This is a genomic window from Saccharothrix mutabilis subsp. mutabilis (assembly GCF_039521145.1).
In the GTDB taxonomy this organism is placed as follows: domain Bacteria; phylum Actinomycetota; class Actinomycetes; order Mycobacteriales; family Pseudonocardiaceae; genus Actinosynnema; species Actinosynnema mutabilis.
Genome location: NZ_BAAABU010000002.1, coordinates 305003 through 328292, shown reverse-complemented (window position 1 = coordinate 328292; position 23290 = coordinate 305003). Strand labels below are relative to the sequence as shown.

At 72.8% G+C, this 23290-nt stretch carries 24 protein-coding genes; 12 read left to right on the top strand and 12 right to left on the bottom strand.

Annotated features, from left to right (window positions below):
* Nucleotides 1–52: 52 nt before the first annotated feature.
* A complete protein-coding gene (locus ABD126_RS05335; RefSeq protein WP_343932492.1) occupies nt 53–847 on the bottom strand; it encodes an enoyl-CoA hydratase-related protein in 795 nt (264 codons plus the stop codon).
* A 5-nt stretch (nt 848–852) separates the two neighbouring features.
* Complete coding sequence (locus ABD126_RS05330) at nt 853–1626, bottom strand: PaaX family transcriptional regulator (protein ID WP_343932491.1); 774 nt, start codon at nt 1624–1626, stop codon at nt 853–855.
* A 262-nt stretch (nt 1627–1888) separates the two neighbouring features.
* Between ABD126_RS05330 and ABD126_RS05325 the strand changes: the two genes are divergently transcribed.
* Nucleotides 1889–2056: a DUF3117 domain-containing protein gene (locus tag ABD126_RS05325; protein ID WP_343932490.1), complete on the top strand. Its 168-nt coding sequence runs from the start codon at nt 1889–1891 to the stop codon at nt 2054–2056.
* Nucleotides 2057–2154: 98 nt separating this feature from the next.
* The gene (locus ABD126_RS05320) at nt 2155–3570 is read left to right on the top strand and encodes a leucyl aminopeptidase family protein (protein ID WP_343932489.1); all 1416 of its coding nucleotides are present in this window, start codon (nt 2155–2157) and stop codon (nt 3568–3570) included.
* A 47-nt stretch (nt 3571–3617) separates the two neighbouring features.
* Here ABD126_RS05320 and ABD126_RS05315 read toward each other — a convergent pair whose 3' ends face one another.
* Together ABD126_RS05315 and ABD126_RS05310 are read right to left on the bottom strand one after the other, a co-directional pair.
* Nucleotides 3618–3980, bottom strand: a complete 363-nt coding sequence (locus tag ABD126_RS05315; protein WP_343932488.1) for a hypothetical protein — start codon at nt 3978–3980, stop codon at nt 3618–3620.
* A gap of 149 nt (nt 3981–4129) precedes the next feature.
* Entirely contained in the window at nt 4130–4996 is an 867-nt protein-coding gene (locus tag ABD126_RS05310; protein ID WP_343932956.1) for a LysR family transcriptional regulator, read from the bottom strand.
* Between the two features lie 56 nt (nt 4997–5052).
* Here ABD126_RS05310 and ABD126_RS05305 point away from each other — a divergent pair, with 56 nt between their 5' ends.
* Complete coding sequence (locus tag ABD126_RS05305) at nt 5053–6621, top strand: MFS transporter (RefSeq protein ID WP_343932487.1); 1569 nt, start codon at nt 5053–5055, stop codon at nt 6619–6621.
* A gap of 1283 nt (nt 6622–7904) precedes the next feature.
* Here the strand turns inward: ABD126_RS05305 and glgA are convergent.
* Nucleotides 7905–9068, bottom strand: coding sequence for a glycogen synthase (gene glgA / locus ABD126_RS05300; protein ID WP_343932486.1), 1164 nt, complete (start codon nt 9066–9068; stop codon nt 7905–7907).
* A gap of 103 nt (nt 9069–9171) precedes the next feature.
* Between glgA and glgC the strand changes: the two genes are divergently transcribed.
* A complete protein-coding gene (gene glgC / locus ABD126_RS05295; RefSeq protein ID WP_343932485.1) occupies nt 9172–10386 on the top strand; it encodes a glucose-1-phosphate adenylyltransferase in 1215 nt (404 codons plus the stop codon).
* On the opposite strand, the gene ABD126_RS05290 is transcribed toward glgC, so the two are convergent.
* Nucleotides 10373–10744 (bottom strand): cupin domain-containing protein, encoded by a 372-nt coding sequence (locus ABD126_RS05290; RefSeq protein ID WP_343932484.1) that lies wholly within the window; start codon nt 10742–10744, stop codon nt 10373–10375. The genes glgC and ABD126_RS05290 overlap by 14 nt on opposite strands.
* A 53-nt stretch (nt 10745–10797) precedes the next feature.
* On the opposite strand from ABD126_RS05290, the gene ABD126_RS05285 reads away from it, so the two are divergent.
* Nucleotides 10798–11757: a helix-turn-helix domain-containing protein gene (locus ABD126_RS05285; protein ID WP_343932483.1), complete on the top strand. Its 960-nt coding sequence runs from the start codon at nt 10798–10800 to the stop codon at nt 11755–11757.
* Here the strand turns inward: ABD126_RS05285 and ABD126_RS05280 are convergent.
* A complete protein-coding gene (locus ABD126_RS05280) occupies nt 11754–12377 on the bottom strand; it encodes an O-methyltransferase (RefSeq protein ID WP_343932482.1) in 624 nt (207 codons plus the stop codon). The genes ABD126_RS05285 and ABD126_RS05280 overlap by 4 nt on opposite strands.
* 239 nt (nt 12378–12616) lie before the next feature.
* Here ABD126_RS05280 and sigE point away from each other — a divergent pair, with 239 nt between their 5' ends.
* From sigE to tatB, 4 genes are all read left to right on the top strand, one after another.
* Nucleotides 12617–13189 carry an RNA polymerase sigma factor SigE gene (sigE, locus tag ABD126_RS05275; protein ID WP_343932481.1) on the top strand — a complete coding sequence of 191 codons (573 nt, stop codon included), beginning with the start codon at nt 12617–12619 and terminating at the stop codon, nt 13187–13189.
* A complete protein-coding gene (locus ABD126_RS05270) occupies nt 13186–13782 on the top strand; it encodes an anti-sigma factor (protein ID WP_343932480.1) in 597 nt (198 codons plus the stop codon). Before sigE ends, ABD126_RS05270 begins: the two co-directional genes overlap by 4 nt.
* A 69-nt stretch (nt 13783–13851) precedes the next feature.
* Nucleotides 13852–15384: a S1C family serine protease gene (locus tag ABD126_RS05265; RefSeq protein ID WP_343932479.1), complete on the top strand. Its 1533-nt coding sequence runs from the start codon at nt 13852–13854 to the stop codon at nt 15382–15384.
* Nucleotides 15385–15451: 67 nt separating this feature from the next.
* Nucleotides 15452–15859 (top strand): Sec-independent protein translocase protein TatB, encoded by a 408-nt coding sequence (tatB, locus tag ABD126_RS05260; RefSeq protein ID WP_343932478.1) that lies wholly within the window; start codon nt 15452–15454, stop codon nt 15857–15859.
* A gap of 713 nt (nt 15860–16572) precedes the next feature.
* Here the strand turns inward: tatB and ABD126_RS05255 are convergent.
* The gene (locus ABD126_RS05255; RefSeq protein WP_343932477.1) at nt 16573–17712 is read right to left on the bottom strand and encodes an Mrp/NBP35 family ATP-binding protein; all 1140 of its coding nucleotides are present in this window, start codon (nt 17710–17712) and stop codon (nt 16573–16575) included.
* Between the two features lie 129 nt (nt 17713–17841).
* On the opposite strand from ABD126_RS05255, the gene ABD126_RS05250 reads away from it, so the two are divergent.
* Nucleotides 17842–18312 (top strand): MarR family winged helix-turn-helix transcriptional regulator, encoded by a 471-nt coding sequence (locus ABD126_RS05250; RefSeq protein WP_343932476.1) that lies wholly within the window; start codon nt 17842–17844, stop codon nt 18310–18312.
* 12 nt (nt 18313–18324) lie between these two features.
* Here the strand turns inward: ABD126_RS05250 and ABD126_RS05245 are convergent, their stop codons facing one another.
* Complete coding sequence (locus tag ABD126_RS05245) at nt 18325–18831, bottom strand: DUF1003 domain-containing protein (RefSeq protein ID WP_343932475.1); 507 nt, start codon at nt 18829–18831, stop codon at nt 18325–18327.
* Entirely contained in the window at nt 18824–20077 is a 1254-nt protein-coding gene (locus ABD126_RS05240; protein WP_343932474.1) for a magnesium transporter MgtE N-terminal domain-containing protein, read from the bottom strand. The genes ABD126_RS05245 and ABD126_RS05240 overlap by 8 nt, the downstream gene beginning before the upstream one ends.
* A gap of 56 nt (nt 20078–20133) precedes the next feature.
* Here ABD126_RS05240 and ABD126_RS05235 point away from each other — a divergent pair, with 56 nt between their 5' ends.
* Complete coding sequence (locus ABD126_RS05235; RefSeq protein WP_343932473.1) at nt 20134–20979, top strand: PhzF family phenazine biosynthesis protein; 846 nt, start codon at nt 20134–20136, stop codon at nt 20977–20979.
* On the opposite strand, the gene ABD126_RS05230 is transcribed toward ABD126_RS05235, so the two are convergent.
* Together ABD126_RS05230 and ABD126_RS05225 are read right to left on the bottom strand one after the other, a co-directional pair.
* Entirely contained in the window at nt 20963–21817 is an 855-nt protein-coding gene (locus ABD126_RS05230) for an aminoglycoside phosphotransferase family protein (protein WP_343932472.1), read from the bottom strand. The genes ABD126_RS05235 and ABD126_RS05230 overlap by 17 nt on opposite strands.
* Nucleotides 21814–22149 carry a hypothetical protein gene (locus tag ABD126_RS05225; protein ID WP_343932471.1) on the bottom strand — a complete coding sequence of 112 codons (336 nt, stop codon included), beginning with the start codon at nt 22147–22149 and terminating at the stop codon, nt 21814–21816. Before ABD126_RS05225 ends, ABD126_RS05230 begins: the two co-directional genes overlap by 4 nt.
* 115 nt (nt 22150–22264) lie before the next feature.
* Between ABD126_RS05225 and ABD126_RS05220 the strand changes: the two genes are divergently transcribed.
* A complete protein-coding gene (locus ABD126_RS05220) occupies nt 22265–23224 on the top strand; it encodes an HpcH/HpaI aldolase/citrate lyase family protein (protein WP_343932470.1) in 960 nt (319 codons plus the stop codon).
* Nucleotides 23225–23290 lie beyond the last annotated feature (66 nt).

Genomic DNA, 23290 nt, shown 5'->3' with positions numbered 1-23290 from the left:
CCTGCGCCGCTGAGCGCGCGCCGCCGACCCCGTGCTGCCCAGCCCGCGCCCGTCAGCGGCCCTTGAAGTGGGCCTGCCGCTTCTCCACGAAAGCCGCCACCGCCTCCCGGTGGTCGGCCGTCGCCCCGGCCTCCGCCTGCGTCCGCGCCTCCACCTCCAGCGCCGCCGCCAGCTCGCCCGAGAAGGCCATCGCCTCCTTGATCTTGGCGTAGGCCACCGTCGGCCCGGCCGCCAGCTTCCGCGCCAGCGCCTGGGCCGTCGACAGGGCCTCGCCGTCCGGCACGACCTGGTTCACCATGCCGATGCGCAGCGCCTCCTCCGCGTCCACCGGCTGGGCCAGCAGCATCATCTCCATCGCCCGCCCGTGCCCGATCAGCCTCGGCAGGGTCCACGACGCCCCGGAGTCCGCCGTCAGTCCCACGTTCGCGAACGCCATCAGGAACTTCGCCGACGCCGCCGCCACCCGCAGGTCCGACGCGTACGCCAGGGACGCGCCGGCCCCCGCCGCCATGCCGTTGACCGCCGCGATCACCGGCTTCGGCATCGCCACGATGGCCTTGACCAGCGGGTTGTAGTGCTGCTCGACCGTGTGCAGCGGGGCCGGGTCACCCGCTTCCAGCAGGGCGACGTGCTCCTTCAGGTCCTGGCCCGCGCAGAACGCCTTGCCGGCCCCGGTGATGACCACCGCTCGGACCGCCTCGTCCTCGGCGGTCTCCTGGACGGCCGCCAGCAGGCGCTCCTTCAGGGCGACCGTGAACGAGTTGTACGACTCGGGCCGGTTCAGGGTGAAGGTGCGAACGCCGTCGGCGTCGTCGACGAGGAGTTCGGACACTGGTGGGACCTCCATGCGGGCTAGTCGAGGCTGTCGTCCACGAACTTGCGCACCGCGGGCGCGAGCCGTGCGGTGTGCTTGTCGAAGAACTCGGCCGCCGCGGTGCCCGGCCAGTCCTCCGGCAGCAGGTCGCGGGGCAGTCCGGGGTCGCGGAACAGGAACTTCCGCCACGCGTGCAGGAAGCGCTGGGACGCCGCGAACGCCTCGGCCGGCGACGAACCGTCCACTGCGGACACCACCGGCTCCCACTCGGCGACGAACCGGGTGTAGTCGCGGCCCAGCGTCTCCAGGTCCCACGCCCGCGCCGCCAGCGCCGCCGGCGAGCCCTCGTGCTCCCCGTGGAACGTGCTCGCCGCCACACCCTCCGCCGCCAGCACGTCGGCCAGCTCGGGGGAGGGGCGCGGTGCGATCCAGGTCACCGGGCCCAGCGCGCCGTAGCCGAGCAGTTGCAGCGGGGACGCCAGCCGGTCGCGCGCCTCCCGCGCGGGCAGCTCCTCCAGCACGACCACGTGCCAGCGTCCGTCCCACGTGGACGGCCGGGTCCGGTAGATGCGGGCGGCGGCCTCGTCGAGCCGGCGTTCCGCCCGGGGGGTCATCGCGTAGCCGGGGCCCGACGGCAGGCGGACCGGCTCCAGCCAGCCCTGCCGCACGGTCCGGGACACGGCGGTGCGCACGGCGGGCGCCGCGAAGTCCAGCGGTTCGAGCAGCCGGACGAGGGCGGCGATGGTCGCGGCGCCACCCCGCTCCCGCAGGTGGCCGCCGTAGACGTCGAAGAGCGCCGAACGTGCCCGCACGGGTTCCGAGTCTGTCAGGGCGACCCCGCGACACGCCACAGCCCGCGAATTGGTCACAACCAGGTGACAGCGGAAAAAGCACGCCGAAAATCGTTGTGGCACGGCGATCCTGGCGCTGAACTGGGCGTTGACCAAGATCGTCAACCACTCTCCGCCACCCCGAGAAGATCGGTTCGGTTTCGCCGCCGAGTCCGCATAGGGGAGAATGGGTCGGTATCCGGCCCTGGTCGGACGGGGAAGAAGTTGACGGAGGGAGCACGCGATGGCGGCCATGAAGCCCCGGACCGGCGACGGTCCCCTTGAGGTCACCAAGGAGGGGCGTGGCATCGTGATGCGCGTTCCACTGGAGGGTGGGGGGCGCCTCGTCGTCGAGATGTCGGCGGACGAGGCCAACGCCCTGGGTGAAGCCCTCAAGGCAGCCGCTGGCTGACCCTAGCCGGAGCGAGAATCGTCGACGCCCCGGTTCCACAGTGGAACCGGGGCATCGCTACGTCGTGACCCCGACCCGAAGCCCTGGAGGACCCTGCCGTGCGCCTGCCCCTGCCCACCCCCCTGGTCGCCGTCGAGGCGGCCGAAACGGTCCGCCGCGGCGTGGGCGCGGTCGTGCTGGCGACGCCCGGCGAGCCCGTCGTCCTGGGTCCGGGCGGCGCCGACGTCGAGGTGACCTCCGAGGTCACCGGCAAGGCGGGCAGCACCGCGAAGCTGTCCGGCCGCTGGGTGCTGGGCGTCGGCTCGGGCACCCCGGCCGACTGGCGCACGGCGGGCGCGGGCCTGGTCCGCGCCCTGAACAGCGACGTCGAGGCCGGCGGCGCGACCACGTTCGACGTGCTGCTCACGCCCGACGCCGACGTGCGGTCCCTCGTGCTCGGCCTGGTGCTGGGCGGCTACCGGTTCAAGGTGACCGGGCAGGACGCGCCCAAGCGCGTCAAGTCGCTGCGCCTGGTGGGCGCGGACGCCGACGAGGTGCGGGTCGCCGCGGACCTGGCCGCCGCCACCGCCCTGACCCGGGACCTCGCGAACGCCCCGTCCAACGTCAAGGACCCGGCGTGGCTGGCCGCGACCGCCGCCAGGCTGGCCGGCGCGGTGCCCGGCCTGGGCGTGCGGGTGCGCGACGAGAAGTGGCTGGCGAACAACGGGTTCGGCGGCGTGCTGGCGGTCGGCGCGGGCTCGTCCCGCCCGCCCCGGATGGTGCACCTGACCTGGGAGGGCGCGACGACCGGACCGCACCTCGCGCTGGTCGGCAAGGGCATCACGTTCGACACCGGCGGCATCTCCGTCAAGCCCGCCGAGGGCATGCACCTGATGCGCACGGACATGGCCGGCGGCGCGGCCGTCATCGCCGCCATGATCGCCATCGCCCGGCGCAGCCTCCCCGTCCGGGTGACCGGTCTGGTGCCGTGCGCGGAGAACCACGTGTCCGGCGACTCCTACCGGCCCGGCGACGTCGTGCGGCACTTCGGCGGCCTGACCACCGAGGTGAGCAACACCGACGCCGAGGGCCGGATGGTGATGGCCGACGCCCTCGCCTACGCGGTGGACGAGCTGGGCGCGGACGTCCTGGTGGACGTCGCCACCCTGACCGGCGCGATGAAGGTCAGCCTGGGCGTGCGGACCGGCGGCCTGTTCGCCTCCGACGACGCGGTGGCGGCGGCGATCGCGGACGCCGGCGCGCGGGTCGGCGAGGCCTGGTGGCGGATGCCGCTGCTGGAGGACCACGCCGAGGACGTCAAGAGCGACATCGCCGACCTGCGGCAGTGCCCGCCCGGTCCGGGCGGCATCACGGCGGCGCTGTTCCTGCGCGAGTTCACCGGCGGGCTGCCGTGGGCGCACCTGGACATCGCGGGCCCGGCGCGGTCGGACAAGAACTACGACGAAGTGGTGGCGGGCGCCACCGGATTCGCCGCGCGCACTCTCGTGGAGTTCGCGGAACACCACGGCCGCTGAGCGGAATCGGCGCGGGCGACGCCGATTCCGCCCGAACGAGTGGATTCTCAGTCGTTCTCGGCGTAACTCGCGCCGGAATCGTAGGCGAAGCCGAGCGGGTGCACGTCGACCGATTCGTGGGCGTGGCCCGCCTCGGCGCCGTCGTCGTGGTGGTCGCTGCCGTCGTCGGCGAACGACGCGATGTGGTGGTAGTGGAACCCGAGGTCGCCCGCGTACAGGTGTTCGTTGTGGTAGAAGGCTTCGCCGTCGCCGGAGTGGGCGTCCGTGTAGTCGACGTGGAAACCCAGCGGGCCGACGCCGACGTGGTCGCCGTGGTAGCCCGCGGATTCCGCGGACGCGAGGCCGGCGGCGCCGACGACGACGGGCAGGGACAACGCTGTGGCCGCGACCAGGCGGACGAGGTTGCGCACGGATTCCTCCTCGTGGATTCGGACCTGCCCGCCCATCGTGGCCCGGCGCGAAGAGCGCCGCATTCGGCTGCACGCGATCGTGTCGCGTATCCCTCGATCGGGAGAATTTACTGGTTGTCGAATTCACGCCGCGCGTTCGCGCACCCCGTTCAGGCGTTCCGGACGTGGTCCCGGAACGCCCGCACGGCCGGTGGCAGCGGCACGCCCGCGAGCCACACCAGGGCGATCTCCCGGCGCGCGCCGGGCGCCAGCGGCAGCTCGACCAGCCCGGTCGGGCCCTCCGCGTGCGGCAGCAGCGCGACGCCCAGGCCGGCGGCGACCAGCCCCCGGACGGTGTCCGTCTCCTGGCCCTCGAAGGCCAGCCGGGGCGCGAACCCGGCCGCCGCGCACAGGTCGTCGGTGATCTGGCGCAGCCCGTAGCCGCGTTCCAGCCCGACGAACTCCTCGTCGGCCAGTTCGGCGACCTCGACGGCGTCCCGGCCGGCCAGCCGGTGGCCGGGCGGCAGCACCAGGACCAGTTCCTGGGTGCGCACGACGGCGTGCTCGTGGGCGGCGTCGTGCGGCGGCGGCGCGACCAGGGCGAGGTCGACCACCCCGTCCTCCAGGTGGGACAGCAGGACCTGCCGCGAGTCCTGCACCAGCCGGAACCGCACGTGCGGGTGCTCCTCCCGGAACCCGCGCACGAACTCCGGCACCAGCGACCGCCCGAGCAGGTGCAGGAACCCCAGCGCGACCAGGCCGCGCGACGGGTCCACCTCCTCGACCGCCGCCCGGTGCCCGGCCTCGAACACCGCGAGCGCCCGGTCCGCCGCCGACGCGAGCAGCCGCCCGGCCCGCGTGAGCCGCACCCGCCGGCCGCTGCGCACGACCAGCGGCGCCCCGAGCGACTCGCCCATCGCCGCCAGCCACCGGCTGACCGTGGGCTGCGGCACCCCGACGGCCGCCGCCGCGCGCGTCACGTGCTCGTCCTCGGCGAGGGCGCGCAGCACGGCGAGTTTCGGGGCCAATTCATCCATCACGGTATTGATTGTGCTCAAATCTCGTATTGGACGCATGGCTTAGCGTCGGAAACATGCCCAGTCGTCTCACCGTGGCCACCGTTTCGACCGGCTTGGCGACGTTCGCGGTCCTGTACGCGCCGCAGCCGGTCCTGCCGCAGATCGCGGCCGAGTTCGGGTTGCGGCCGGGCACGGCGTCGTTGGCGGTGAGCGCGGCGACGGGCGCGTTGGCGCTGGCCGTGGTGCCGTGCGCGGTGCTGGCGGAACGGGTCGGGCGGCGGCGGGTGATCGTGTGGTCGGTGCTGCTCGCGGCCGTGATCGGCCTGGTCCTGCCGCTCGCGCCCAGCTACCCGGCGTTCCTCGGGCTGCGGGTGCTGCAGGGCGTGGCGACGGCCGGCATCCCGGCGGTGGCCATGGCGTTCCTCGCCGACGAGGCCGCCGCGATCGGTGCGGCGATCGGCGCGTTGATCGCGGGCAACAGCGCGGGCGGCATGATCGGGCGGCTGGTCGCGGGGATCGGGACGGACTGGATCGGTTGGCGCGGCGCGCTGGCCGTGGTGGCGGGGTTCGCGCTGGCCTGCGCCCTGGTGACGGCCGCGTACCTGCCGGCGGGCAAGCCGACGTCGCGCCGCGAGGCCGGCTTGCGCTCGGCGTTGACCGACCCGGTGTTGCTCGCGCTGTACGCCGTGGCGGTGCTGGGGGTGTCGGCGTTCGTCTCGCTGTTCAACGTGGTCGCGTTCCGGCTGGCGCTGCCACCGGGCCTGGCCTCCCTGGTGTTCCTGGCGTACGCGGCGGGCGGTGCGTGCTCGGCGGTGGCGGGCCGGTTGGCCGACCGGCACGGCCGGGCGGTGATCGCCTTGGCCGCGCTGGCGGTCACCGCCTCGGGGGCGTTGGTGACCGTGCCGGACAGCCTCGTGGCGGTGGGGCTGGGGCTGGCCGTGTTCACCGGCGGGTTCTTCGCGGTGCACGCGGTGGCCAGCGCGTGGGTGGGCGCGCGGGCGACCGCGAAGGGGCCGGCGTCGGGCGCGTACCTGTTCGCCTTCTACCTGGGGAGCAGCGCCGGTGGTACGGCGGGCAGCACCGCGTACCAGGGGTGGGGGTGGACCGGCTTGGTGGTGCTGGTGGTCGGCTGGCTCGCCCTCGCGGCGGTGGCGGTGGTGTCGGCCGGCCGTGGCTCCGCCCGCCGCGAGCCAGGCGCGCATGGTTCTGCGGGCCAGGAGCCCGCCGCGCGTGGTCCTGCGGGCGGCGAGCCCGCCGGGCGTGGCCCTGCGCGCCATGAGCCCGCCGGGCGTGGTTCTGCGGGCCATGAGCCCGCCGGGCGTGGTTCTGCGGGCCATGAGCCCGCCGGGCGTGGTCCTGCGCGCCGCGAGCCTGCCGCGCGTGGCTCTGCGGGCCAGGAGCGCGCCGGCCGTGAATCCGCCGATCCGGAGCGCGCCGGCCGGGAAAGCGCCGGCCGCGAGCCTGCCGGCCGGGGGTCCGTCGGTCAGAAGTCCAGCGGCACCGCCACCGGGTCGCCGGGTTCGATCGGTGTCGCGCCCAGGATCGGCAGGTCCACCGTGCCCGCCGTCACCGCCACGGACACCGACCGCGCGTCCGCCGGCACCTCCACCACCACGGCCACCGGGAACGTGTCACCGCCGTAGCGCGCCCCCACCAGCGGCGCGCGGGAGCCGTCCGGCAGGGTCACCGCCACCAGGTCCTTGGTCAGCGCCGCCCCCGCCGTCTGGGGCAGGTCCCGGCCTTGAAGGCGCAGTTCGAGCAGGGCCCTGTCCGGTGCGGACGCGGTGGCCAGGCCGTACTGCTGGCCGTCCACGTTCACCGGCCGCTGCCTGCCCAGGCGCACCCGCTGCACCTCCAGCGCGCCCTCCGCGCCGCCGACCTTCAGCTTGTGCGCCACGGGTGTCGGCGACGCCGGACCCGGCGGGCGGCGCAGCGCCGGGAACACCTCGCCCAGCGCGACCCCCGAGGGCACCTCCACCCGCTGCTCCAACGACTTCGCGCCCACCGTGGACAGCGCCAGCGCCTCCTGACCGCCGGCGTCGGGCACGGTGTAGACCACGAACACCGACCCTGTCTCCGGCAACCGGTCCATCGGCAGCGGGTGCCGCTTGCCCGGCACCTGTAGCGCCGCCTCCGGCGGTTGCGGCAGCCACCCGCTCCACGGCGCCTGGCGGAACGCCGTGTCCGTCTCGCGCAGGCGCTCCACCGACAGCCGCAGCACCCGCAGCCGGACCCCGTGCTCGGCGCGCAGCTCGCCCTTCTCGGTGGACCACGCCTCCGGGCTGCCGTACCCGGTGATCCTCAGCGCCAACTGGTCGTCCCGGACCAGGCCCGCCGCCTCGGGCAGCGCCCGGCCGTCGTCGGGCTGCACGGCCAGGAAGTCCGGCCCCGCGAGCTTCCCGCCCTGGTCCGCGTCCGCCTCACGCCCGTCGGTGCGCACGAGCTTGCCCACCGGTGTGCTGCGGCTGCCCGGGTCGGGCACCTGCGGCGGCTGGACCTCCAGCCGCACGCCGCCGTCGTTCTGCTCGACCTCCTTCAACGGCACCGGCACCCAGTCCGTGGCCGCGGCCGTGCCGGGCACCTGGACCGGCCCGCACCACAGCCGCCGGTCCACCTCCGCCTGCGCCCCGGTGCGGGCGAACCAGCAGCTCACCGCGTCACCGGCGCGCGCCACGTAGCCGAAGCTGAGCGTGTAGCTCAGCTCCGCCTCGGCCTGCATCTGCAACCCCTGCGCGTCCACCACCGGCTTGCCGCCGATGGTGAGCGGCACCTGCGACGCCGTCGTCCGCGCCGGCGCGGCGCCGCAGCCCGCCAGAAGAAGGCAGGCGAGCACGACCCACCTCATGATGACCCCCAGTAGTCGATCCCCTACTGGTTAAAGGTGGTCGGAACGCTCGCAGGTTGCGTTTTGTTGCTGTGACCCACATCACATGGGATGTGACAGGGCTGCCTCGTACACCGCCACGGTCTCCTCGGCCACCGTCGACCAGGAGAACTCCCGCACCGCCCGCTCCCGCCCGGCCGCGCCGAACGCCCGAGCCTTCGCCGGGTCCGCCAACAACGCGTTGACCGCGTCCGCCAGCCCGGTCCGGAACGCCGGCTCGTCGTCGGCCGAGTAGTGCACCAGCAGCCCGGTCCGGCCGTGGTCCACCACCTCGGGGATGCCACCGACGTCGGAGGCCACCACGGCGGTGCCGCACGCCATCGCCTCCAGGTTCACGATCCCCAGCGGCTCGTACACCGACGGGCACACGAACACCGCCGCGTGGCTCAGGATCTGCCGCACGTCCGCCTGCGGCAGCATCTGCTGGATCCACACCACGCCCGGCCGCGCCGCCGCCAGCTCGGCCACCGCGAGCCGGGTCTCCTCGGCGATCTCCGGCGTGTCCGGCGCGCCCGCGCACAGCACGACCTGGGCCTCCGGCGAGATCCGGTGCGCCGCCGCCACGAGGTGCCCGACGCCCTTCTGCCGCGTGATCCGCCCGACGAACGCGACGATCGGCTTGGCGGGGTCGATCCCGTGCCGCGCCAACGCGTCCGTCTCGCTCACCGGGTGGTACTCGGCGGTGTCGATGCCGTTGCGGACCACGTGCACCCGCGCCGGGTCCAGCGCCGGGTAGCAGTCCAGCACGTCCGCGCGCATCCCGTCGCTGACCGCGATGATCGCGTCCGCCGCCTCGTACGCCGTGCGCTCCACCCACGACGAGATCCGGTACCCGCCCCCGAGCTGCTCGGCCTTCCACGGCCGGCGCGGCTCCAGCGAGTGCGCGGTGACCACGTGCGGGACGCCGTGCAGCAACTTCGCCAGGTGACCGGCCATGTTGGCGTACCAGGTGTGCGAGTGCGCCACCTGCACGCCACCCAGCGCGGCGGCGATCTCCAGGTCCGCCGACAGCACGCCCAGGGCCGCGTTCGCGCCCGCCAGCGACGCCGCCGGGTTGTGGGCGAACGCGTCCGGGCGCGGCGCGCCGAACGCGTGCACGTCCACCTCCACCAGCTCCCGCAACCTCGGCACGAGGAAACCGACGTGCACCCCGGCGCCGCCGTAGACCTCCGGCGGGTACTCCCGTGTCAGCAGTCCAATTCGCACGCCGCCCACCGTAACCCCGGCCCGCCGGACGTCCGGGTGAACAGCGCGGGTCTCCGTCGCTTCGCCGTGGTGGCCCGGTGCCCGCCCGGTTAGGGTCGTTGTCGTGAAAGGGCAACCGCATGTACTAGGAATTGTCCTCGCCGGTGGCGAAGGCAAACGGTTGTGGCCGTTGACCGCCGACCGGGCAAAGCCCGCGGTGCCCTTCGGCGGTAACTACCGGCTCGTCGACTTCGTGCTGTCCAACCTCGTCAACGCCGGTTTCGTCCGGCTGTGCGTGCTCACCCAGTACAAATCCCATTCACTGGACCGCCACATCTCGACCACGTGGCGGCTGTCCAATGTGCTCGGCCAGTACGTGACGCCGGTGCCCGCCCAGCAGCGCCTGGGCCCCCGCTGGTACACCGGCTCGGCCGACGCGATCTTCCAGAGCCTGAACCTCGTCAACGACGAGAAGCCCGACCACGTCGTCATCTTCGGCGCGGACCACGTGTACCGGATGGACCCGGGCCAGATGGTGGACCAGCACGTCCAGTCCGGCGCGGGCGTGACGGTCGCGGGCATCCGGGTGCCGCGCGCGGAGGCCAAGGCGTTCGGGTGCATCGATTCCGACGAGTTCGGGCAGATCACCCGGTTCCTGGAGAAGCCCGCCGAGCCGCCGCACGTGCCCGGCGACCCGGAGGTCACCTTCGCCTCGATGGGCAATTACGTGTTCACCACGGAGGCCCTGATCGAGGCGTTGCGCGCGGACGCGGCCAACCCCGACTCCGACCACGACATGGGCGGCGACATCATCCCCATGCTGGTCGACCAGGGACAGGCGCACGTCTACGACTTCTCCGACAACGTCGTGCCCGGCGAGACCGAGCGCGACCGCGGCTACTGGCGCGACGTGGGGACCATCGACGCCTACTACGAGGCGCACATGGACCTGGTGTCGGTGCGGCCGGTGTTCAACCTCTACAACCAGGCCTGGCCGATCCGGACCGCGACCCCGCCGCTGCCGCCGGCGAAGTTCATCGCGGGCGGCAGCGCGGAGGACTCCATGGTGGGTCCCGGGTCGATCATCTCCGGCACCATCCACGGGTCCGTGGTGTCGTCGGACGTGGTGGTGGAGAGCGGTTCGGTGGTGCAGGGCAGCGTGCTGCTTCCGGGCGTTCGGATCGGGCGCGGCGCGGTGGTGCGGCGGGCGATCCTGGACAAGAACGTGGTCGTGCCGGACGGCGCGTTGATCGGCGTGGACCACGCCACCGACCGGCAGCGCTACACCGTGTCGGCGGGCGGGGTGACCGTGCTGGGCAAGGGCGTCACGGCGTCGTGAGCGCGTGACCGGTGGTCACGTCGACGTGGTCGGGGACCTCCTCGTGGCGGTCCCCGACGCTCACCGTCCCGGACGGTTCGATCACCAGGATGTGCGCGCCCTCCGCCGACGACGGCTTGTGCTCGACGTCCTTCGGCACGACGAACGTGTCGCCCTTCCCCAGGTGCACGGTCCGGTCGCGCAGGGCGATGTCGAGTTCACCGGCCAGGACGAGGAAGAACTCGTCCGTGTCGGCGTGCGCGTGCCACACGTGCTCGCCCTTCACCTTCGCCACGCGGACGTCGTAGTCGTTGACGGTGGCCAGGATGCGGGGGCTCCACAGCTCCTCGAAGCTCGCCAGGGCCTTGTCGATGTTCATGCCGTTCATGCTCGTGGTGGTGCGCGCGGCGGTGTGAGTGCTAGGAATCGCACATGTCGCCTGGTTCCTCGCACCGCGTGGTGATGGTCGTCGACGCCGGTTCGAACCCGTTCGAGATGGGCGTGGCGACGGAGCTGTTCGGCCTGGACCGGCCGGAGCTGGGCGGCCGGCCCTGGTACTCGTTCACGCTGTGCGCCCCCGGGCCCGTGACCATGCACAACGGGTTCTTCACGCTGGCCGGGGTGCCGGGGCTGGAGGCCGTGGAGACCGCCGACACGGTGATCGTGCCGAACCGGCCGGACCCCGAGGTCCGGCCGCCCGAGGTGGTGCTGGAGGCCGTGCGGGCGGCGGCGCTGCGCGGCGCTCGGATGGTCAGCTTCTGCACCGGCGCGTTCACCCTGGCCTACGCGGGGGTGCTCGACGGGCGGTCGGCGACCACGCACTGGCGGTGGGCGGACGTCTTCGAATCGCTGTTCCCGCAGGTCACGCTCGTGCCGGACGTGCTGTACGTGGAGGACGGGCGCGTGTACACGGCCGCCGGCAGCGCGGCGGCGCTGGACCTCGGCCTGCACCTCATCCGCATCGACCACGGCGCGGAGGTCGTCAACACCGTGGCGCGGCGGCTGGTGTTCGCCGCCCACCGCGACGGCGGGCAGCGGCAGTTCGTCAAGCAGCCGGTGCCGGCCGTCCCGGACACGTCGCTGACACCCCTGCTGGACTGGGCGCGCGAGCGCCTGGCCGAGCCGCTGACCGTCGCGGCGCTGGCCGGCCGGGCCGCGCTCAGCCCGGCCACCCTGCACCGGAGGTTCCAGCAGGAGGTCGGCACGACACCACTCGCCTGGCTGACCGCCGCCCGGGTGGACCTCGCCTGCGCCCTGCTCGAACGCGGCGAGACCCGGCTGGACGTGGTCGCGCGGCGGTCCGGGCTGGGGTCGCCGTCCAACCTGCGGGCGCAGGTGCGGCGGCGGACCGGGCTGAGCCCGTCGGAGTACCGGGCGCGGTTCGGCGGCTAGGCCTTCGCCGCGACCAGCAGGCCGTCACCCAGCGGCAGGATGACCGGCACCAGGCGGTCGTCCTCGCGCACCGACCGGGCCACCTCCCGCAGGGCCACCGTGTCCGGGTCGCGGTGCGACGGATCGGCCACCCGCCCGCTCCACAGGATGTTGTCGAACGCCACGACCCCGCCCGGCCGCAGCAGCCGCACGGCCTCTTCCAGGTACTTCGGGTACTCGGTCTTCGCCGCGTCCACGAACACCAGGTCGTACGCGCCGTCGGTGAGCCGCGGCAGCACGTCCAGCGCCTGGCCCATGATCAACCGAGTCCGGGACGCGCCCACACCGGCCTCGGCGAACGCCTTGCGCGCCGCCCGCTGGTGCTCGGGCTCCACGTCGATCGACGTCAGGACCCCCGCCGCGGGCATGCCGCTGAGCAGGTACAACGCGCCCACGCCGGCACCCGTGCCGACCTCGACCACGGCCTTCGCCCGCAAGGCGGTCGCCAGGAACCGCAGCGCCGCGCCGCCACCGGCGCCGATGGGCACGCAACCCAGCTGTTCGCCACGCGCCCGGGCGGCCGTGACGACGGCGTCCTCGGGCAGGTAACGCTCCACGTACTCGCGCAGCGGCGCATCCACAGCACGGAGGTTAACGCCGGACGCGGCTGAGCGGGTGAATGTCCCGTGAACCGGAATTCTCAGCGTGCTCTCAGGCGACTCTCACGATGGTTATAAGCGAGCCCAGCATGCTTGGGGCACGCGAGGGCGGGTGTTGGCCCGGCCCTCGCAGAGCAGGACACACGGGAACACGCTCGCCGCAGGAAGCGTTGAACCGTGCAGCAGGGCAGCCCGGCCCACTGGAGGTGCTTCACCGCACGATGCCAACGCAGCCGTACACCGCCACCGCGCCCATCGACGACACGGAATGGATCGTGCCGACGTGGGACCAGGTCGTCCGTGACCACGCCGACCGGGTCTACCGGCTGGCCTACCGCCTGACCGGCAACCAGCACGACGCCGAGGACCTGACCCAGGAGACGTTCATCCGCGTCTTCCGGTCCCTCGCGTCCTACCAGCCGGGCACGTTCGAAGGCTGGCTGCACCGCATCACCACGAACCTGTTCCTCGACATGGCCCGCCGCCGCTCCAAGTTCCGCATGGAGGGCCTGCCCGAGGACACCGACCGGCTCGCGGGCGACGACCCGAGCCCCGAGCAGGTCTACCACGACACCCACCTCGACCCCGACCTGCAGGCGGCGCTGGACGAGCTGCCGCCGGACTTCCGGGCCGCCGTGGTGCTGTGCGACGTCGAAGGGCTGTCCTACGAGGAGATCGGCGCCACCCTCGGCGTGAAACTGGGTACGGTGAGGAGCAGGATCCACCGGGGCCGCCAGGCCCTGCGTGCCGCACTGGAACGCCGTCGGGGTCTCGTTCGGGAGGACTCTGCATGACCGACCTGCGAGGTTGGGGACTGCCCGAGCAGCACCTGCTGCCCGACGCGGTCGTCGCCTTCGTCGACGGCGAGCTGTCGTCCTCGGCCCACAGCCGCGCGGCGGCGCACCTGGCGCGCTGCCCGTTCTGCGCCGCGGAGGCCTACTCGCAGCAGCAGGCGCGCTCCGCCGTGCGCGCCGCGGCGACCCCGTGCGCGCCCGAGGGCCTGTTGGCCCGCCTGGGCGCGATCCCGCAGGAGGTCGAGCTGCCCAGCGCGCCCGACGGCCTCGCGGTCACCGAGGACGGCCAGTTGGTCGCCGTGCAGCGGCCCGACCGCGTGGCGTTCGGCAGCGGACCCGTGCTGGGGTCGAGCCGCCCTTTCGGCACGGGCAGCCGGTTCGGCAGCCGGCGGGCCCGGCAAGGCGCCGGCGTGGTCGTGTCGGGCCTGATGCTCGGCGCTCTGGCACTGGTCGTGCCGGGCAGTGAGGAGCCCTCGCCCTCACCCGCCGCCGGCAACCCGCCCCCGCCGCCCGCCGTGGCGCCGCTCGTGGAGGAGCGCGTGGGGCTGCTGAGCGGCACCGGTCCCGCCGCGGACCACCTGCCGGCTCGCTGACGACAACTTCACCGGTCACCGGGCACGATGGGCCCCGCAACACCGGGCATCACCGACGTGCGGGGAGCGATGAGCGAGCCACAACAGGCCGGGCCGGAGCAGGGCAACGGGACCCCCAGGTCCGGCGTGGACGACGGGGCGCACCGCAGGCTCGCGCCGCGTCCCCTCCAGCGGCCGGCCGTCGACCCCGGTCAGGCGTTCGTCTTCGGCCGTCCCCAGGGTGTGGACGGCGCGTTCTCCGCCGACCGGCCCGTGTTGAACGGCGGCGTCCAGCTCGCTCCGCCGCCGCCCGAGGCGTTGAGCACCGCGTTCGGCCGCCCGCGCGGGACGGAGGAGCTGCTCCAGCGGCCTCCCGTGGACCTGAACGGCGAGCCCGAGGTCGAGCCCGTGTTCTGGGAGGGCAAGCCGGCGGGCGACTCGTGGCGCGATCCCGGCGCCAGCGCGGTCATCGGACCGCCCGCGGTGACCGAGGAGCCCGAGGTCGAGAAGAAGGCCGTCGCCGAGCCGGGGCCGCAGCTGAGCGTCCCGGAGCTGCTGTTCGGCCGGCGCGTGAAGCCGACCGCGCTGGGGTTGCTGCTGGTGGTGGCGCTGCTGGTGGGCGCGGCCGGTGGCGTCGTCGGCTGGCTGTTCGGGCGCGCGGGCAACCCGTTGACCGACAGCGGGGTGACGCTGGCCGAGGTCCAGCCGGGCAAGGAGCGGCCCGTCGGGTCGGTCGCCGACATCGCCAAGCGCGTGACCCCGAGCGTGGTGTCGATCGAGTTCAAGGGCGCGAACGTGGCGGGCGTCGGCTCGGGCGTCGTCATCGACGGCGCCGGGTACGTGCTCACCAACGACCACGTGGTCGCGCCGGCCGTGCAGGACACGTCGGCCAAGCTGACCGTGGTGTTCACCGACGGCAAGCGGGCCGTGGCCCAGATCGTCGGGCGCGACTCCAAGACCGACCTCGCGGTGATCAAGGTCCAGGTGGACGGCGCGACCGTGCTCCAGTTCGGCAACTCCGACGACCTGGCGGTGGGCGACACGGTGCTGGCCATCGGCTCGCCGCTGTCGCTGTCCAACACCGTGACCGAGGGCATCGTCAGCGCCCTGCACCGCCCCGTGACCGCGGCCGGCGAGAACGGCGGCCCCCAGGTCACCTACGACGCCATCCAGACCGACGCGGCGATCAACCCCGGCAACTCCGGCGGCGCGCTGGTCGACTCGTCCGGCGCGCTGGTCGGCATCAACTCGTCCATCCGGACGGAGACCGGCGGTTCCGTGGGCCTCGGCTTCGCGATCACCGGCAACTACGCGCGCAAGATCGCCCAGGCCCTCATCCGCGACGGCCAGGTGAAGCACGCGGACATGAACATCAACGTCAGCTCGGTGGCCGCCGAGACCGCGGAAGGCGCGCGGGTGCAGAACGTCCCCGACGGCGGCGCGGCGGACGCGGCCGGCATCGAGGAGGGCGACGTGATCACCCGCGTCGGCGACCGCCTGGTGCGCAACGCCGCGGAGTTGACGGTCGCGGTACGGGACCACGAAATCGGGGAAACGGTTCCGGTCGTGCTGGCCAGGCAGGGCCGGGAGCTGACCGTGCAGGTGACGCTGCGGTCCGACTGACGGCTAGGCTGGCTGGTGGCTCATTCGTGGGCGTCGGCGTGGGTGGTGCGGAGCGAAGGCGGGCACTGTGTTTGACAGCATCGGCTGGGTTGAGCTGCTCATCATCATCGTCGCGGGCCTGTTCATCCTGGGCCCGGAACGACTCCCGTCGGCGGCGGCCTGGGTCGGCCGCACCATCCGCCAGGTCCGCGAGTACGCGACCGGCGCGCGGGACCAGCTCAAGCAGGAGATGGGGCCGGAGTTCGAGTCGCTGCGCAAGCCCTTGGAGGACTTGCGCGAACTCCGCAACTTCGACCCGAAGCGGGCCATCACCAAGCACCTGTGGGACGACGTGCCCATCAACGGTTCTCTTGGTGGCGGGTCAGGCGGTTCCAAGCCGAACGGGTATCCCGCTGCCGGGCAGGGGCCTTCTGTTGCTCAGGAGCGGCCTTTGCAGCACGGGGAGCGTCCTCCTTTTGACCCTGACGCTACTTAGTCTCTTTCACGCTTCGCTTCTTCCACGCGCTTTGCGCTCTCGGGCTTTCGCGCTGGCGCGCTCTCAAGCGTGACGCGCTGGCGCGCTCTCAGGATAAAGGCGCCTCGCCGGCGGGCAGGCCCCCGGGGGTGGAAGGGCGTCGGTTCGTCCCCCGCACGACCTGCCGGAGGCAACCACCCTTCAGCCTCCTTTGCAACCGGTGAAGCGTGGTTGCAAAGGAGGCTGAAGCGCGGTTGGGCTGCGCCCAGGCCGTACGGGGAACGAACCGAGGCCCTTTCTCTGGCTAAATAGCCCAAAGGAAAGCCGCGCTTCGCGCGGAGCGCCTGGGTGTGCGAGGTGGGCACGGAGGCCGGGGGACCGCCGGTGGTGGGCACAGCGACCCGGCCCTTCGGCGCCGAAGGCGCCCTTTTTGGCTATTTAGCCACAGGAAGGGCCTCGGTTCGTCCCCCGTACGGCCTGGGCGCAGCCCAACCGCGCTTTGGTCTATTCCGCAACCAGCTTTTCCGGTTGCGGAATAGACCAAAGGGTGGTTGCCTCCGGCAGGTCGTGCGGGGGACGAACCGACGCCCTTCCACCCCCGGGGGCCTGCCCGCCGGCGAGGCGCTTTTAATCCTGAGAGCGCGCCAGCGCGACCACGCTTGAGAGCGCGCCAGCGCGAAATCCCGAGAGCGCGAAGCGCGTCCCAAGATCCAGCGAGAAGCGCGTGAAAGAGGTCAGCGACCAGCGGGAGAAACGTTGAGCAAACGGCCGGCCAAACCACGAGAACGGACAGAAAGCTTGCCGGCGACAGAAGTCAAAACCTGAGCGGCGGTGGAAGAAGGCTCGGCGAGCACGATCGGGGTGCCGGCGTCGCCCTGCTCCCGCAAGCGCGGGTCCAACGGCACCTGGCCCAACAGTGGCACCTCGGCGCCGACGGCCTGGGTCAGCGACTCCGCCACCGCCTGGCCGCCACCCTCGCCGAACACGTCCATGCGCGTCCCGTCCGGGAGTTCCAGCCACGACATGTTCTCGATGACGCCCGCCACGCGCTGCCGCGTCTGGAGGGCGATCGACCCCGCGCGCTCGGCCACCTCGGCCGCCGCCTGCTGGGGCGTCGTCACGACCAGGATCTCCGCGTTCGGGACCAGCTGTGCCACCGAGATGGCGACATCGCCGGTGCCGGGGGGCAGGTCCATCAGCAGCACGTCCAGGTCGCCCCAGAACACGTCCGCCAGGAACTGCTGCAACGCACGGTGCAGCATCGGGCCGCGCCACACGACCGGGGTGTTGCCGGGCGTGAACATGCCGATGGAGATGAGCTTCACGCCGTGCGACTGCGGCGGCATGATCATCTTCTCGACCTGGGTCGGGCGGGCCTCGGTGCCCAGCATGCGGGGGATCGAGTGGCCGTAGATGTCGGCGTCGACCACGCCGACCGAGAGACCGCGCTGGGCCATCGCCACGGCGAGGTTCACCGTGACGCTGGACTTGCCGACGCCGCCCTTGCCCGACGCCACGCAGTAGACGCGGGTCAGCGAACCCGGCTGGGCGAACGGGATGACCGGCTCCTCGACGCCGCCGCGCAGCGTCTTGCGCAGCTCGGTGCGCTGGGCGTCGCTCATCACGTCCAGCTCCACGCGGACCTGGCGGACGCCCTCCAGCGCCGAGACGGCGGTGGTCACGTCGGCGGTGATCTTGTCGCGCAGCGGGCAGCCGGCGACGGTCAGGTACACGGCGACGTCGACGACCCCGTCGGTGATGGTGACCGACTTCACCATGCCCAGTTCGGTGATGGGTCGCCGGATCTCCGGGTCCTGCACGCCGGCCAGCGCCTTGTGCACGTCGTCAACGGTGGGGAGGGTCTGCGTCGTCACTGGATCGCCTTCGATCGGGGTAGAACGCCATGCTACGGCGGGGCCGCGTCCCTCCAAGCTACCGGTTGGTCACCTGCTTCAACGGGGCTGGGCGCAGCCGGTTGCGTGCTTTCCGTAACATTGCTATCCGTGCCGGAAACCGGAAGTGCCCGGTTGCCCACCCGATCCGAGCTCGGCGTGTGGCGATCCTTCCTCCGGGCCCATGCGCGGCTCACTCGGATCCTGGAAGCCGAACTGATCGCCGAGCAGCGACTCTCGCTCGCGGCTTACGACGTCCTCGTGCAGTTGGCCGAGGCGCCGCAGTACCGACTGCGGATGACGGAGCTGGCGGACGCCGTCCTGCTGTCCCGCTCCGGGGTGACCAGGCTCGTGGACCGGTTGGAGCGCGCGGGCCTGGTGCTGCGCGAACGTGCCGACGGCGACGGCCGCGGCGTGGTGGCGGTGCTGACCCCGTTGGGGTTGGAGCGCCTCCGAACAGCGTCGGGCACCCATCTCGCGGGTGTCGTGCGCCATTTCGCCGAAGTGTTCGACCGGGCGGAGCTGGACGCGTTCGGCCGCTCCTGCGACCGCCTGGCGACCGACCCCGACGGGACGCCCTAGCGGGGGAACGCCCTAGGACGGGACGTCGTCCCAGCGCGGGTCGTCCTTGAGGTTCGGGCGCTTGCGTTCGCGGAAGACGCGGTCCAGTTCGCTGCGCAGGTAGTCGCGGGTCGCCACCTCGCCGATCGCGATGCGCAACGCCGCCAGCTCGCGGGCGAGGTACTCGGTGTCGGCCTTGGTCTGGGCGGCGCGGGCCCGGTCCTCCTCCAGCGACACGCGGTCGCGGTCGTCCTGCCGGTTCTGGGCGAGCAGGATGAGCGGCGCGGCGTAGGCGGCCTGGGTGGAGAACGCCAGGTTGAGCAGGATGAACGGGTACGGGTCCCAGCGCAGGTTGACCGCGACCAGGTTCAGCGTGATCCACACGAGCACGATCAGGGTCTGCCAGAACAGGAACTTCCCGGTGCCGAGGAACCGGGCCAGCCGCTCGGAGAAGCGGCCGAACGCCTCGGGGTCCAGCTCGAATCGGAAGCCGGGGCGGCGGGGCTGGTCCAGCCGGCGGCGCGGCAGCAGTTCAGGCATGGGTGAGCCCCGTTTCCCGCCAGTTGTCCGGCAGCAGGTGGTCCAGCACGTCGTCCACGGTGACCGCGCCGAGCAGGTGGTCGTCCTCGTCCACGACCGGTCCGCACACCAGGTTGTAGGTGGCGAAGTAGCGGGTGACGTCGCTGAGCGTGGCGCGCGGGGTGAGCGTGGTCAGGTCGGTGTCCAGGACGCCCGCGACCAGGTCGGACGGCGGCTCCCGGAGCAGCCGCTGGATGTGCACGCAGCCCAGGTACCGGCCGGTCGGGGTGGCGGTGGGCGGGCGGCACACGAACACCATGCTGGCCAGCGCGGGCGTCAGGTCCGGGTTGCGCACGTGGGCCAGGGCCTCGGCGACCGTGGCGTCCGGGGCGAGCACGACGGGTTCGGGCGTCATCAGGCCGCCCGCGGTGTCGTAGCTGTACTCCAGCAGGCGTTTGACCGGGGCGGACTCCTCGGGCTCCATCAGTTCCAGGAGCCGCTCCTTCTCCGTCTCGGGCAGCTCGCCCAGCAGGTCGGCCGCGTCGTCGGGGTTCATCGCCTCCAGCACGTCGGCGGCGCGTTCCTCGTCGAGGTGGGCCAGCAGGTCCTTCTGGTCCTCCTCGGGCAGCTCCTCGATCACGTCGGCGAGCCGCTCGTCGTCCAGCGCCTCGGCCACCTCGTACCGGCGCTTGCTGGGCAGGCTGTGCAGGGCGAGCGCCACGTCGGCGGCGCGCATCGTCTCGAACACCGCCACCAGGTGCTGCGCGCCCTGCGGCTGGCCCGCCAGCTCGGTTACCGACAGGCCGGAGATCTCCTCCCAGCGCAGCACCTGCACCGGTCCGCGGCGGGCCAGGCGGCCGGTGCGCTCGCGGACCGCGACCCGGCTCATCCGCCAGTCGCGGGTGCGGGTGGGTTCCATGGCGGCGTCGACCAGGACGGCGGACGCGCCGGAGCCGAGGCGGACGCGGGCGTCGAGCAGTTCGCCGACCACCAGGACCTCGTTGGTGCGCTGGTGGAACTGGCGCAGGTTGACCGACCCGGTGGCCAGCGTCACGGCGTTGGGCTCGATGGAGGTGACCCGCAGCATGGGCACGAAGATCCGCCGCCGCGTGGCCAGTTCGAGGACCAGCCCGAGCACCCGCGGCGGCTGCCGGTCCACCCGCAACCCGATGACCAGGTCGCGGACCTTGCCGATCGACTCGCCGTCCGGCCCGAAGACGGGCAGCCCGGCGAGCTGCGCGGCGAAAACCCGGTTCACGGCGACCACGCCGCCAGGCTAGCCGTGCCCGGGCGCGCTTGCCGATCACGGTTAAGGTCGGGTGCGTGCTGAGCTACGACGTGGTCGACGTGTTCACCGACCGGGCCTTCGCCGGGAACCCGCTGGCGGTCGTCCACGGGGCGGAGGAGCTGTCCGACGGGCAGTTGCAGGCGATCGCGAGCGAGTTCGGGCTGTCCGAGACGGCGTTCCCGCTGCCGCCGACGCGCTCGGGCGCGGACTACCGGCTGCGCATCTTCACACCGTCGTCCGAGCTGCCCTTCGCCGGGCTGCCCAGCCTGGGGACCGCCTGGGTGCTCCGGACCGCCGGGAAGCTCGGGACGGGGCGGTGCGTGCAGGAGACCGTGAAGGGGCTGCACGAGGTGGTGGTGCGGGAGGACGGGGCGACGCTGGCGGGGGACCGGCCGGTCGTCGGCGACTACCTCGACGCGGCGCCGCTGGCCGGTGCGCTGGGGCTGTTCCTGTCCGATGTGGACCCCCACGCCGAGGCCGGGGTGGCGGGGGCGGGCATGGACTTCACCTTCCTGCCGGTGCGCGACGGCGCGATCGGGCGGGCCAGGCCGCAGGTCGGGTTCGCGGACCACGTGGTCGGGCGCGGGCTGGTGCCGGTGTGCTTCGCCGGTGGCGAGGCGCACGTCCGGATGTTCCGGGCCGCCGGCGGTGAGGACGCGGCGACCGGGGCGGCGGCGCTGGCCCTGGGGGTGTGGCTGGTCGACCGGGGGTTGCTGGCGCCCGAGGGTGAGCACTTCGTCGTGGTGCGGCAGGGGCAAGAAGTCGGGAGACCGTCCACTGTGGAGCTTCACGTGACCGCGGTGGGCGGTGTGGCCACGCACGTCCGGGTGGGTGGGAAGGTGGTGCCGGTGGCGCACGGGAAGATCAGAGTCCCGGGCTGAACGCCCGCGCGATCGCCTCGCACTTGGCCGCCAGCTCCGCCTCGCCCTCGTCGGTGCACCACAGCCAGTTGTCCACCGCCCGGTACACCGTCCAGCGCCGCGCCCGGTCCACGTCCAGCTCGGCGATGTCGCACAGCGCCGCGAACCGGTCCCGCAGGCCGCGTTCGCCGTCCACCTCCGACCATCGGTTCCACAGCAGCGGGATGACGCCGTACTCGCGGTCGCCGGCCAGCGGCTTGGGGTCGATCATCAGCCACGGCTCGCGGGTGCCGCGCAGCACGTTCTCGTAGTGCAGGTCCTCGTTGACCAGCGTGTTCCCGGCGGTCCGGGCCAGCTCGACGCCCAGTTCGGTGGCCAGTTCGGCGAAGCGCGCGGGGACGAGGTCCTCGTTCTCCTCGACCAGGTCGTCGGTCTCGGTCGGGCGGAACCCGGGGCCGGCGGGCCGGCGCAGCCGGCGCAACAGGCCGCCGGCGACCTGGAGGGCCTCCTCCATCGACGTGTCCAGCAGCGAGCGGGTGTGGTCGAGGCGTTCCAGCAGCAGCGCGCCGTGCTCGTCGTCGTGGTCGAGCAGCCGGACGACGCCGTCGCCGTCCCAGGCCTTGAGCGCCAGGGGTTCCTGGCGGGTCTCCTCGTCCAGCCAGGTCAGCTTGAGCACGGCCGGGTGCCCGTCGGCCCGCCGCACGGGCAGCACGACGGCGACGTGGCCGTGCATGAGGTCCCCGTCGGGCGTGAGGTCCCAGCGGGCGCAGAACCGCGTGGCCAGCGCGGGCAGCGACGCCTTCCACGCCGCGCCCTCCTCGCCCAGCCAGGACGCGAAGTCCGGCGGCACCGTGATCACGAGACCTCCAGGCGGTAGACCGACTCCCACGCCGGCGTGGTGTTCAGGCGGGCCGTCCGCAGGGCCGCGGCGGTCTCCTCGTCCACGTCCACCAGGCGGGCGGTCACCGGGACGTCCACCAGGTGCGAGTGGGTCGAGGGGGACCGCACGGTGAGCACGCACGCGACCCCGTCGGCCAGCCCCGGCACCCGCTGCTCGGTCCCGCCGACGGCCACCAGCACCGACTCGTCCCGCCACAGCGCCCACACCAGCCGGGCGGGGCGCCCGTCCGGCGCGACCCACACGGCGGCGGCCTTGCGCAGCGCGTTGTCCAGCACCCGGGTGATCTCCACCGGTTCAGCCTGCCAGACACCTGTGAATCGGGACTCACGAAATAGCGGCCGTCCGGCGTGCGTGCCACCCTTCGCACGACAAGGTAGTTACCGGCCGGTACGAGGAGGTACCCCAGTGGTCGACCAGCAGCGTCCCCGTCGCTCGTGTCTGGCCGTGCCCGGGTCGAGCCAGAAGATGATCGACAAGGCCCGCACGCTGCCCGCGGACCAGGTCTTCCTCGACCTGGAGGACGCCTGCGCCCCGCTGGCCAAGCCGGACGCGCGCAAGACGATCGTCGCCTCCCTCAACGAGGGCGGCTGGGGCGACAAGGCCCGCGTGGTCCGCGTGAACGACTGGACCACCGAGTGGACCTACCGCGACGTCACCGAGGTCGTCGAGGGCGCGGGCGCGAACCTGGACTGCATCATGCTGCCCAAGGTGCAGACCGCGGAGCAGGTGCACGCGCTGGACCTGCTGCTCACCCAGATCGAGAAGACCATGGGCTACGAGGTCGGCAGGATCGGCATCGAGGCCCAGATCGAGAACGCCCTCGGCCTGATCAACGTCAACGCGATCGCCACCGCGTCCCCGCGCGTGGAGACGATCATCTTCGGCCCGGCCGACTTCATGGCGTCGATCAACATGAAGTCCCTGGTGGTCGGCGAGCAGCCGCCCGGCTACGACGTCGGCGACGCCTACCACTACATCCTCATGCAGATCCTGATGGCCGCCCGCGCCCACGACAAGCAGGCCATCGACGGCCCGTACCTGCAGATCCGCGACGTGGACGGCTTCAAGCGCGTCGCCGGCCGCTCGGCGGCGCTGGGCTTCGACGGCAAGTGGGTGCTGCACCCCGGCCAGATCGACGCGGCGAACGAGGTCTTCAGCCCCAAGCAGGAGGACTACGACCACGCCGAGAACATCCTCGACGCGTACGACTACTTCACCTCGGAGAAGGGCGGCAAGCGCGGCGCGGTCATGCTCGGCGACGAGATGATCGACGAGGCGTCCCGCAAGATGGCCCTGGTGATCTCGTCCAAGGGCCGCGCCGCCGGCATGTCCCGCACCGACGTGTGGTCCCCGCCGGAGGAGTGACTTTGCGTGCCGGTGGGACCACGATGCGCTGGTCCCACCGGTGAGCATTCCCACAAACCCCGCGCC

What these genes read in the sequence shown, in the direction of transcription:
- ABD126_RS05310 (WP_343932956.1), bottom strand. Translation starts at nt 4,996, where the DNA reads ATGGATGAATTGGCCCCGAAACTCGCCGTGCTGCGCGCCCTCGCCGAG.
- ABD126_RS05265 (WP_343932479.1), top strand. Translation starts at nt 13,852, where the DNA reads ATGAGCGAGCCACAACAGGCCGGGCCGGAGCAGGGCAACGGGACCCCC.
- ABD126_RS05335 (WP_343932492.1), bottom strand. Translation starts at nt 847, where the DNA reads ATGGAGGTCCCACCAGTGTCCGAACTCCTCGTCGACGACGCCGACGGC.
- ABD126_RS05245 (WP_343932475.1), bottom strand. Translation starts at nt 18,831, where the DNA reads ATGCCTGAACTGCTGCCGCGCCGCCGGCTGGACCAGCCCCGCCGCCCC.
- ABD126_RS05285 (WP_343932483.1), top strand. Translation starts at nt 10,798, where the DNA reads ATGTCGCCTGGTTCCTCGCACCGCGTGGTGATGGTCGTCGACGCCGGT.
- sigE (WP_343932481.1), top strand. Translation starts at nt 12,617, where the DNA reads ATGCCAACGCAGCCGTACACCGCCACCGCGCCCATCGACGACACGGAA.
- ABD126_RS05270 (WP_343932480.1), top strand. Translation starts at nt 13,186, where the DNA reads ATGACCGACCTGCGAGGTTGGGGACTGCCCGAGCAGCACCTGCTGCCC.
- ABD126_RS05325 (WP_343932490.1), top strand. Translation starts at nt 1,889, where the DNA reads ATGGCGGCCATGAAGCCCCGGACCGGCGACGGTCCCCTTGAGGTCACC.
- ABD126_RS05305 (WP_343932487.1), top strand. Translation starts at nt 5,053, where the DNA reads ATGCCCAGTCGTCTCACCGTGGCCACCGTTTCGACCGGCTTGGCGACG.
- ABD126_RS05290 (WP_343932484.1), bottom strand. Translation starts at nt 10,744, where the DNA reads ATGAACATCGACAAGGCCCTGGCGAGCTTCGAGGAGCTGTGGAGCCCC.